This is a genomic window from Anoxybacillus pushchinoensis (assembly GCF_900111795.1).
Lineage (GTDB): Bacteria > Bacillota > Bacilli > Bacillales > Anoxybacillaceae > Anoxybacillus > Anoxybacillus pushchinoensis.
Genome location: NZ_FOJQ01000031.1, coordinates 21294 through 31170, shown reverse-complemented (window position 1 = coordinate 31170; position 9877 = coordinate 21294). Strand labels below are relative to the sequence as shown.

General features: G+C 43.7%; 11 protein-coding genes and 1 pseudogene. 6 read left to right on the top strand and 6 right to left on the bottom strand.

Translation table 11 applies throughout. The features are described from left to right. The coding region (locus BM213_RS09390; protein ID WP_143091189.1) for an RNA-guided endonuclease InsQ/TnpB family protein at window positions 1-592 on the bottom strand (592 nt) is incomplete at its 3' end. A 405-nt stretch (window positions 593-997) separates the two neighbouring features. Between BM213_RS09390 and BM213_RS09385 the strand changes: the two genes are divergently transcribed. After that, window positions 998-1765, top strand: coding sequence for an SDR family oxidoreductase (locus BM213_RS09385; RefSeq protein WP_091703399.1), 768 nt, complete (start codon window positions 998-1000; stop codon window positions 1763-1765). Between the two features lie 15 nt (window positions 1766-1780). Beyond that, window positions 1781-2647: an NAD(P)-dependent oxidoreductase gene (locus BM213_RS09380; RefSeq protein WP_091703396.1), complete on the top strand. Its 867-nt coding sequence runs from the start codon at window positions 1781-1783 to the stop codon at window positions 2645-2647. A 10-nt stretch (window positions 2648-2657) separates the two neighbouring features. On the opposite strand, the gene BM213_RS09375 is transcribed toward BM213_RS09380, so the two are convergent. The 4 genes from BM213_RS09375 to BM213_RS09360 form a co-directional block, all read right to left on the bottom strand. Further along, window positions 2658-3806 carry an aminotransferase A gene (locus tag BM213_RS09375; protein WP_091703393.1) on the bottom strand — a complete coding sequence of 383 codons (1149 nt, stop codon included), beginning with the start codon at window positions 3804-3806 and terminating at the stop codon, window positions 2658-2660. 114 nt (window positions 3807-3920) lie between these two features. Then, window positions 3921-4154: an IDEAL domain-containing protein gene (locus BM213_RS09370; protein WP_004891362.1), complete on the bottom strand. Its 234-nt coding sequence runs from the start codon at window positions 4152-4154 to the stop codon at window positions 3921-3923. 164 nt (window positions 4155-4318) lie between these two features. Next, complete coding sequence (locus BM213_RS09365) at window positions 4319-4468, bottom strand: hypothetical protein (protein WP_164875838.1); 150 nt, start codon at window positions 4466-4468, stop codon at window positions 4319-4321. A 153-nt stretch (window positions 4469-4621) separates the two neighbouring features. Then, window positions 4622-5200 carry a TetR/AcrR family transcriptional regulator gene (locus tag BM213_RS09360; RefSeq protein WP_091703390.1) on the bottom strand — a complete coding sequence of 193 codons (579 nt, stop codon included), beginning with the start codon at window positions 5198-5200 and terminating at the stop codon, window positions 4622-4624. A 160-nt stretch (window positions 5201-5360) separates the two neighbouring features. Here BM213_RS09360 and BM213_RS14685 point away from each other — a divergent pair, with 160 nt between their 5' ends. The 4 genes from BM213_RS14685 to BM213_RS09345 all read left to right on the top strand — a co-directional run bounded on the left by BM213_RS14685 (window position 5361) and on the right by BM213_RS09345 (window position 8673). Continuing rightward, window positions 5361-5519, top strand: coding sequence for a hypothetical protein (locus BM213_RS14685; RefSeq protein ID WP_167357395.1), 159 nt, complete (start codon window positions 5361-5363; stop codon window positions 5517-5519). Window positions 5520-5588: 69 nt separating this feature from the next. Then, window positions 5589-6494, top strand: coding sequence for a chemotaxis protein (locus tag BM213_RS09355; RefSeq protein ID WP_091703386.1), 906 nt, complete (start codon window positions 5589-5591; stop codon window positions 6492-6494). Window positions 6495-6511: 17 nt separating this feature from the next. Next, window positions 6512-8122: a diguanylate cyclase gene (locus tag BM213_RS09350; protein ID WP_091703383.1), complete on the top strand. Its 1611-nt coding sequence runs from the start codon at window positions 6512-6514 to the stop codon at window positions 8120-8122. Window positions 8123-8124: 2 nt separating this feature from the next. Next, entirely contained in the window at window positions 8125-8673 is a 549-nt protein-coding gene (locus BM213_RS09345; protein ID WP_244149239.1) for a hypothetical protein, read from the top strand. Here the strand turns inward: BM213_RS09345 and BM213_RS09340 are convergent. Further along, window positions 8660-9794 (bottom strand): annotated as a pseudogene (locus tag BM213_RS09340) (IS4 family transposase). The gene BM213_RS09345 and the pseudogene BM213_RS09340 sit on opposite strands and share 14 nt — an antisense overlap. Window positions 9795-9877: the final 83 nt, after the last annotated feature.

Sequence of the window (9877 nt, the reverse complement as noted above, 5' to 3'; positions counted from 1 at the left end):
AGTTATCTAATCCCAAATCAATACTGATATATCTGTTGTTATCTTGTTTTTGTGTTGGAATAGGGATTTTGTAAACGACTTCGACGATGATATGGCGGTGTTTCGGAACGAATCGGACTTGTTGTAGCTTCCCTTTCATGTTTGTCTTTAACCGAAACCCTTGAAAACAGGCAGGAAACGTGATTTGTTCATCGACGACTTTGCATGATTGATTCGTTAGCACAAGTACATATCGTCCGTCTTTTTTGAGATATTTGGGCGGTTTCGGTCTGCCTGTATATTTGTCTTTGTTTTTTGCCCAATCTTTCATCGACTTAAAAAATGATTGCCAATTTTGATGCAACATTCTTAACGTTTGTTGAGCACATTGAGCCATTGGCATCGCTCGATAGTCTGTATCCATCCCTTCTGTTTTCAGCAGCTTGTCTAGCTTGTTGTAAGAAAGATACGTGCCGTGTTGGAAAAACGTTTGCCTCACTTGATAGTTGGCGAAGTTGTACAAATTTTTTGACCGAAAACAATACTCATCGATCATCGGATAATACGGATGAGTGGCGAAAATCATATGTCTTTCCACTCGATTCGCCATCATGATCGTTGTCCACCTCGCTTTCTCTTTTACTATACATGTTCATAAGAGAACCATGCAATAAGATGTAAAGATAATCACGAAAGAAGTGGGATCTCAAATATATTTTATCAAAATTTTTAATATATTTTTACGATTGGATGAAAAAACAGAACCATATCGTAAACCTTTTATAACAAAAAAGCGATTCCTCCCCCACTTACTCCCTTTGGTCGTTGAAGTGGGGGTCTCCTCGCCAAAGACGATGAAACTGCGACTTTGTTAATTTTTCAACAACAATCGACATAGCTGAAGGGGAACCGCTTTGTTTCGGTCATTAACGATGAAATTAACTAGTTTAAAAAGCAAACGAACAGGAAGGAATCGCGTCGTCGTTAGCGAATGTACACATCGAAGGGAGGCGATGAAATGAAAACAGCGATTGTTGCTGCATCAAGCCAAGGGCTTGGGAAAGCGATTGCGACAAAACTTGTTTCGCAAGGTGTAAACGTCATGCTTGCTAGCCGTGACGAACGAAAGCTACACGATGTTACCGAACAGCTCAATGCGCTCGGAAAAGGAAAAGCAGCATATACGGTAACAGACGTGACGGACAACGCAATGATCGAGCAATTAGTCGAAAAAACAGTAGAAACATTTGGCGACATTCATCTATTAGTGAATAACGCCGGCGGTCCCCCGACGGGAACGCTCGCGACTTTAACAGATGCGGATTGGCAACACGCGTTTGAGTTGAATTTACTCAGCTATGTCCGGCTCATTCGCGCTGCGTTGCCGCATTTAAAAAAGACGAAAGGAAAAATTATTAACATTGCTTCATCGTCCATTAAAGAGCCGATTCCAGGGTTGCTTTTATCGAATACGTTTCGGCTTGGCATTGTCGGATTGACAAAAACGCTCGCGCAAGAGCTTGCCCCGTACGGCATTTTAATCAATACAGTTGCTCCTGGACGCATCGCAACGGAACGCGTCGCCTATTTAGATGAACAACATGCAAAAAAACTCGGCATTAGCAAAGAAGAAATGGAAGCGCGCGTGAAAGCGACCATTCCACTCGGACGTTACGGCACGCCAGAAGAATTTGCGAACGTCGTCGCCTTTTTATTATCAGATGAAAATACGTACATGACCGGACAATCGCTTTTAGTCGATGGCGGCATGGTCAAAGCGATTTAGAATGAGGAGAGAACGATGCAAACGATCGGGTTTATCGGACTTGGCGTGATGGGGAAAAGCATGGCAAGAAACTTGCTTCGGGCAGGCTATTCGCTCGTCGTATATACGCGCACAAAAGAAAAAGCAGAAGATTTACTAGCAGAAGGTGCCGTGTGGAAAGAAACGGTAAAAGACGTTGCCGAAGCGGCGGATGTCGTTATGACGATGGTCGGTGAACCGCAAGATGTGGAACACGTATACTTTGGCGATGACGGCATTTTAAAACATGCGAAGCGCGGAGCGTACGTCATTGATTTTACGACGTCAAAACCTTCGCTTGCGATTCGCATTTACGAAGCGGCAAAAGAAAAAGGCATATATGCGCTCGATGCGCCTGTGTCAGGCGGCGATATCGGCGCGCGCAATGGCACGCTATCAATTATGGTCGGTGGGGATATGGAAGCTTTTTCTGCGTGTATGCCGTTATTTTCGCACGTAGGAAAAAATATCGTTTGGCAAGGGAAAGCAGGGGCAGGGCAACATACGAAAATGTGCAATCAAATTGCGATCGCGACGAATATGATCGGCGTATGTGAAGCGCTCGTTTATGCTGAAAAAGCAGGATTAGATCCAGAACGCGTACTGCAAAGCATTTCGCAAGGTGCCGCATCGAGCTGGTCGCTGTCTCATCTTGCTCCGCGCATGCTCGCTGGCGATTTTGCCCCCGGCTTTTACGTGAAACATTTTATTAAAGATATGGGCATTGCCCTTGCGGAAGCAGAAGCGCTCGGGTTGTCGCTTCCGGGCTTAAAGCTTGCGAAACAACTGTATGAAGCGCTTGCGGCGCGCGGCGAGGAGCTTAGCGGCACACAAGTGTTATACAAATGGTATAAAGAATGGTAAAAAGGTGCTGTTAACGAGCACCTTTTTTTATGTACGATTCCATGCGATCCAACCCTTTTTCTAGCTCTTCCATTGAACAAGCGTATGAGATGCGAACGTATCCTTCGCCATATGTCGAAAACGCACTTCCAGGCACGACCGCGACTTTCGCTTCTTTCGCTAGCTGTAATGCAAAGTCAAAAGATGATTGATGAAACTGTGCAATGGAAGGAAAAATGTAAAACGCTCCGTTCGGTTTTTGGACGTCAAAGTCCATGGCACGAAGGCGATCATATACATATGTCATTCGTTCCGCGTATTGCTTTTTCATATCGTTCGCATCGTTTATTCCGACCGTTAACGCTTCTAACGCTGCTTTTTGCGCAATGGATGTGGCGCATGACACGTTATATTGGTGCACTTTCAACATATGTTCCACGATCCATTGTCGCGCAAATAAAAACCCGATGCGAAATCCGGTCATCGCATGCGATTTGCTGACGCCGTTAATGACGATCGTCTGATCAGGAAGCCATGTCGCAATCGACTCGTGTTTCCCTGTAAACACAAGTTCGCTATAAATTTCATCGGAAATGACCCAAATCGGTTTGCCTTTTACAAGTGCAGCGATTTGTTTCAGTTCATCGCTCGTTAACGTCATTCCTGTCGGATTGGACGGATACGGCAATACGATGCACCGCGTCCGTTCATTGATGAACGGTTCGATGTGCTCGGCTAACAGTTTAAAGCCAGTTTTTCTCGTATCGACATGTACAGGTGTTGCCCCGCATAAACGAATAATCGGCTCATATCCCGGATAAACAGGAGCCGGGAGAATGACTTCTGATCCTTCTGTTAAAATGGTGCGAAAGGCAATATCAAGCGCTTGGCTTGCCCCGACGGTGACGATCACTTCATCGGTCGTATAGCGCAGTCCATATTTCGTTTTCACAAAGCGACAAGCAGCTTCACGCAACGGTAAATATCCGGCGTTATGCGTGTAAGATGTAAAGTGTTCATCGAGCGCGCGCTTCGTCGCTTCTTTAATATGATCAGGGGTCGGAAAGTCGGGCTGACCGATCGTTAATGAAATCATATCTTTCTCGTTCGCAACGAGATTAAAAAATTGCCGAATGCCAGATAGTTGAATATGGCGTACACGTTCATTCATTGGAAGCATCTTGATCGTTCACCTCTTCGTTTTTTCTTTATTAAACAATAAAAGGTGAACGTTTCGCAATGTGTTTTGCTGAAAACGTTCACCTTATGTGCTGTTCTGTCGTTTCACAGTCGATCATGCCAAACTCTCCAAGTGACGATAGCGTTGAAGAAGCTCATTGTATTGGGCTGAGAGGGTAAGAAACAACGCTTCATCCCGCTGCTCAAGCGACTGATCGATGTCGCGCATCAATCGATCTCTTTCAAATCGAAACAACGCCTGTTCGATCACAAACTGTGCCGCTTGTTTGTAATCTGTGAGATCATACGGTTGAGATATGAGTGCCATGTCATTGTATTTTTCATACATGTTTCATTCCCCCTTAGCGAGAAGAATAATCTCCTCCCTTTTCTACATTATAAAGAGTTTTTTGTAAATTGTAAATAAAATTCCGAAAAATAAAGGCAAAAAAATAAAAGCTGACGAATGCCAGCTTTTTAAACGATAGGCAGGCGCTTTTCGCTTTTCTTGTATTAATAACCGTAGTCCCAGTCGATTTCTTCACCGTGCCAAAGAACTGCTTCTGTTTCTTCGTCTACCACTTCTTCAAGTTGTTCTTTTTCTACATCTTCTAAAATCGTGACCGTATGATTTTCTTCAAAAAGAATGGCTAACCCTTTCATGTTGACACCTTCTCTTTTCGTGTTTTTTTTCACAATCATTGTAACGCGCCATATTTGTCCACGTCTATCATGTTCATAAAGCTGTCAATATGTTTATTTTTTCTGAAAATAAAAACGAGTGTAGTCGTCCTTCTTCTTATGTTACGAAGGGGATTAGTCCCCTTCTTTTTCTATGTAATGGACAAACATGTTCCACGCATTCGTCATAAACGTAGCGAGCGGATCGGTCACATATGAAAACATCCATAAATGTAGCGCACCGACGTACAATTGCATCGCGATATGCGCAAGCGTCGAAGCGGATTGTTTCGTCCGCACATGCCCGCACCGTTTTCCTTCCTCGAATAAGCGCGTCAATACGTCATGCAATGGAGCGAGCCAACCCGCCTCTTTCATTTTTCGGGTATGAATGTGGAGCACCGCTTTTGCTACTTCCCGTCCGAGCTGTTCGTGCATCGTCGCTAACTCATCAAATATGGAATCGATTTTTTTGTGCCAATCGTTGTTGCTGTTCATCGTTTTTTGACATATGCTCTCTATACGTGAAAAAAATACGCTTTGTAACACTTCTTCTTTCGTTCGAAAATAATTAAAAAACGTTCCTTTTGCGACGCCCGCTTCATTTGTAATTTGCAAGACGGTCGTTTCGTCATATCCTTGTTTTTGAAACAATCGAAGTGCTGTTTGTTGCAGTAATATTCTCGTTTGCTTTTTTTGTCTCTCTCTTTTCATGGAAAATCCCCCACTGTCTCTATAATATTTTTATTATAGTGGTTTTTACCTAGGAATAAAGTAATATTTATATAGGTTCACAATTTTATTTAGATATGTATCATTCACATACATTTTCGCATACATTATGGAAGGAAGTGTAAAAAAAGAGGAATGATGCATGTGGGGTGTTGATTCAGCAACAAAAGCGCCAACGTTTCGTCCAAACGTCCCGAACTGTCGCGCAAACGTTTGGATGTGGCAATACGGGCGCGATGCTGACCGTTGCGCCATCGACACAAACGTCGCCAATCGAAAAATAAGTGAATACCTATACTAAAATGTTTGTCGTTGCGTACGCGAAATATGATAAAATAACGGCAAACGATGTCGTAACGGAGGATGCTTTATGGAAAATAAAAAAGGAATTTTATTAGAAAGCGGGACGAATGAACTAGAAATTGTCGAATTTTTAATTGGCGACAATCGATTTGCCATTAACGTCATTAAAGTGAAAGAAATTATTCAGCCGATCGCACCGACAAAAGTGCCGCATGCTCATCCGTATATTGAAGGCATTATTGAATTGCGCGGCGAGGTGCTTCCGCTCATCGATTTAGCAAAAGCGCTCGGCTTTGGGCCATCGAACAATCCAGCGCAAGATAAATATATTGTCGCGGAGTTTAATCAACAAAAAGTTGTGTTTCACGTCCATAACGTTACACAAATTCACCGCATATCATGGAAGCAAATCGAAAAACCGTCGCAAATGTATCAAGGATTGGAAGGCCAAATTATCGGTGTAGTGAAATTAAACGGAAATATGATTTTACTGCTCGACTTTGAAAAAATCTTTGTCGACATTAATCCGCAATCAGGCATTCACGTCGACCGCGTGAAAAAACTAGGTCAACGCGACCGCTCGAATAAAAAGTTAATCGTCGCTGAAGATTCTCCGCTTTTGCGCAAACTGCTTCACGATACGCTTGCTGAAGCGGGCTATGTGTACGTTGAGTTTTTTGAAAATGGGGAAGATGCGTTAAACTATTTACAATCGATCGTTGAAAAAGGAAAGCCAGTTGAAAGCGAAGTGCAGCTCGTTATTACCGATATTGAAATGCCGCAAATGGACGGTCATCATTTAACGAAACGCATTCGCGAACATGACAAACTAAAACATTTACCTGTCGTCATTTTCTCTTCGCTCATTACAGATGACCTTCGTCATAAAGGAGAGCGTGTCGGTGCGACAGCGCAAGTGAGTAAACCAGAAATTGCTGAACTCGTTCAAGTGATCGATCAATACATTTTATAAAACAGTAGGGGATTGTTATGGGTCGTTACGACAAATATCGACAACACTTTTTGAAAAATATTCGCAAACGGTTAGAAGAATGGGAAACGGTTGAAGAAATCGCCCATCAAGACGTCTATCGTCTTCTTCATTCCATTGCCGGTACAGCGGCGATGATCGGCATGGACGATATCGGCAACTATGCCCGAAAGCTGATGGAACAATGGGGTGAAGATGAACAAAAAAAATGGAAAGCAAAAGAAGTGAAAGAGCGGCTCGCTCCGCTTTTTCAACTTTGTTACGAACATCAAATTGGAGACGTGGCATCAAATGAACAAGGGGCGAAAAAAGGGGACGAACCGACCGTTTTACTCATTGATGATGACCCGTCGTTTTTAATGTACGTCAAAGAACAGCTCGAACAAAGCGGATGGTATGTCGTCGCCATCGCTGATCCGATCAAAGCGGTCGCTTCTTTTTATGACGTCCACCCGGATTGCGTCGTCATCGGCATTCATATGCAAACGAAAACCGGCTTTGAAGTATTAGCGTTTTTAAAAGAAAAACTAAAACAACAATTCGTGCCGATGATTATGGTGAGCATTGACGACCGAAAAGAGACGCGCATGAAAAGTTATCAAATGGGCGCGGACGATTTTATTCCAAAGCCGTTTGCGATCGACGAATTTATCGTGCGCATTCGCCGCCAGCTCGAACGGAAAAAGCTCATTGATGAACTGCTTTTATTAGATGAATTGACGCACGTCTATAATCGAAAATATTTAAAACAAGCGTATGAACAGTTAAAAAGCGACTGGCATCGTACGCATGAACCATTTTGTTTAGCGGTGCTCGATATTGATCATTTTAAACGAGTAAACGACCAATATGGGCATTTAATTGGCGACGTCGTTTTAAAGCAATTTGCGCAATTTTTAAAAACGAACGTTCGCGCGCGTGACATTGTCATTCGTTTCGGCGGGGAAGAATTTGTCGTGTTATTGCCGGCGACGGAAGCGACAGAGGCGTTTCTTGTGTTTGATCGTCTGCGCGAACAGTTTGAACGCATTCCGTTTCAAAGCGGTGAAACGACGTTTTTTTGCACGTTTTCGACCGGCATTGCTGAAGTGAACGACCCGTCTAAACCGATCGGATATTGGATCGAATTGGCAGACTCTGCGTTGTACGAGGCGAAAAATACAGGAAGAAACTGCGTCGTTTTAGCGAAACAACAAGAAACGTCGTATCGTCGCACGGTAAAAGTGGCAATTGTCGATGATGATGCGATCGTGCGTGCCATTGTAACAGATGTCGTACAAAAAATGTTCGCTAAAGAACGAGTGGCGCTCGAGTTGCGTACGTTTAAAGATGGAGAGGAATTTATATCATCCGATTGGCATGAAGGAAAAGAGCCGTGTCTCGTCATTTTAGATGGCGTCATGCCGAAATTAGACGGGCTAGAAGTGCTCCAACAATTGCGCAACAAAAAAGATGCATCGCGCTACAAAATTATTATGTTAACCGCGCGAAAAAGCGAAAGCGACATTGCGCGCGCGCTCGAACTAGGAGCGGATGACTATATGACGAAACCGTTTAAATTGCTTGAGCTTGAAGCAAGAATACGTCATATGTTAAAAAGGATGAATTAACGATGTCGAATCCACTTATGTTATTTAGTTTGATCGTCGTGACATTATGGATCATTTTGCTAACGATCTTCCTTTATTTAATTGTGCAAAAAAGAAAAGACGCGCGTTGGAAAAAAGAAGTAGAGACGTACAAACGATTGTACGAACCAATATTACTTCGTTATGTAGCGTACGGAGATGAACAAGTGCCCGCTCCATCTTCGTCTGCGCAATATGTCGCGATGATCGAATTGCTCGACCATTTTATCCGCGTGCTCGCCAACGGTGTGAAGGCGCGCGTGACATCGTTAGCTGAAACGTATTTTGCTGACTATTTGCATAAGCAATTGTATCATCGCCGACTCGGCAGACGAATGAACGCCCTCTTTTACATTGAAGATTTTGGGCTTCGCTCCTTTTTGCCCGAATTAGAAAACATGTATGAACAAAAACGTGTGACGACGATGGAAAAGCGCCAACTATTGAACATGTTTGCGCTTTTTCAACATCCGCACGTATATGAATATATGAAAAACGTTGACGAGTCACGGCTGTTGATTATCCAAAATTAGGCATACTCCTCCCATATATTCGGGCATACTCAAATAAGACAGCTGCCATCTCGGATTTCCATTCGAGAGGAAGTTGCCCAGAGAAAAAAACGACGGACAAACGAAAGAAAGGTAAGGGACGAGGTTGTCCGTTTTTCCGTTCGATGATATAGCCATCTCAGTAACACATAAGCGATAAATGCCGCAAAAAGTTGGTTGTATACCGCATGCTCGTTGGTGCCAAATAAGGTCGGAACGTTTAGATATTGCTTGATCCATCGGAAAAACACTTCCACTGTCCAACGTTCTTGATACATCTCGGCAATCTTTTCCGCCGATGCCTCTAAGACGTTCGTGACCACACGAATTTCATGCCCGTTCGCATCCTGAAAGATCACGACGCGATGGCGCTTTTTGGAACGACATTGTTTCGTTCCTAACTGGCAAGTAAAATCCGCCACAATAGAAGAAGAGGAGGAAGAAAGGCGCTTTAGGCTCTTTTTTTGATGGATCTCGACATTGTCTTTCATCCGAATCACAAACGGTTGCTTCTGTTCGACAAACCGATCGAGGCGTTCAATTTTAAAGTACGCTCGATCTTCGACAAGAACCGTTTGTACGTCTGTGAGCCGCTCTCCCACCGGTCCATCGTGGCGCAACCCTACGGTTTCTACGATGTCGCTCGGCATTTGTTGCTCAGGGGAATACGCGACGTGCATTTTCACTCCGGATCGTTCCCCATGATAGGGTGCCCATGTCAGGCGGTTTTTCCCCACGGTGACGGTCGTGGAGTCTACTATACGCAATGCTTTTGGAAAGCGAAGCGAACGGCGGGTTTGGTGATTGCACTTAGAAACAACCAAAGCAAATAAGCGCTTCATCACCTCGTACGGAACTTCTTTCGCTTTCTTAGAAACCGTCGAGTAATGAAACGTCGGCAATCCGTACATTTTCGCCACATCGGCACCATGACGGAAACTTTTCCATTCGTGAAGTGCCGCCAGCAGAAAAAAATCAACCAACGTGCGCACCGTAAACGTCCGTGAAGTGTCATGGTAGCCAACGGCTTCGGTAATCGACTGGAGATCTTCATCAGAAACAATTTCTTGCATCAAATTTGGGAGTGTGGTATGCTTGTGCATAGAGAGCACCTCCTAGGTTTGTTTGTGTTGTTACTTACATTCTACAGGAAAGGTGCGCTTTTTTCTATGTTTTTTATGGATAT

Bases quoted from the DNA above. Each gene is read 5' to 3' on its own strand.
- BM213_RS09385 (WP_091703399.1), top strand. From the start codon at position 998: ATGAAAACAGCGATTGTTGCTGCATCAAGCCAAGGGCTTGGGAAAGCG.
- BM213_RS14685 (WP_167357395.1), top strand. From the start codon at position 5,361: ATGTGGGGTGTTGATTCAGCAACAAAAGCGCCAACGTTTCGTCCAAAC.
- BM213_RS09360 (WP_091703390.1), bottom strand. From the start codon at position 5,200: ATGAAAAGAGAGAGACAAAAAAAGCAAACGAGAATATTACTGCAACAA.
- BM213_RS09375 (WP_091703393.1), bottom strand. From the start codon at position 3,806: ATGCTTCCAATGAATGAACGTGTACGCCATATTCAACTATCTGGCATT.
- BM213_RS09355 (WP_091703386.1), top strand. From the start codon at position 5,589: ATGGAAAATAAAAAAGGAATTTTATTAGAAAGCGGGACGAATGAACTA.
- BM213_RS09380 (WP_091703396.1), top strand. From the start codon at position 1,781: ATGCAAACGATCGGGTTTATCGGACTTGGCGTGATGGGGAAAAGCATG.
- BM213_RS09370 (WP_004891362.1), bottom strand. From the start codon at position 4,154: ATGTATGAAAAATACAATGACATGGCACTCATATCTCAACCGTATGAT.
- BM213_RS09350 (WP_091703383.1), top strand. From the start codon at position 6,512: ATGGGTCGTTACGACAAATATCGACAACACTTTTTGAAAAATATTCGC.
- BM213_RS09345 (WP_244149239.1), top strand. From the start codon at position 8,125: ATGTCGAATCCACTTATGTTATTTAGTTTGATCGTCGTGACATTATGG.
- BM213_RS09365 (WP_164875838.1), bottom strand. From the start codon at position 4,468: ATGAAAGGGTTAGCCATTCTTTTTGAAGAAAATCATACGGTCACGATT.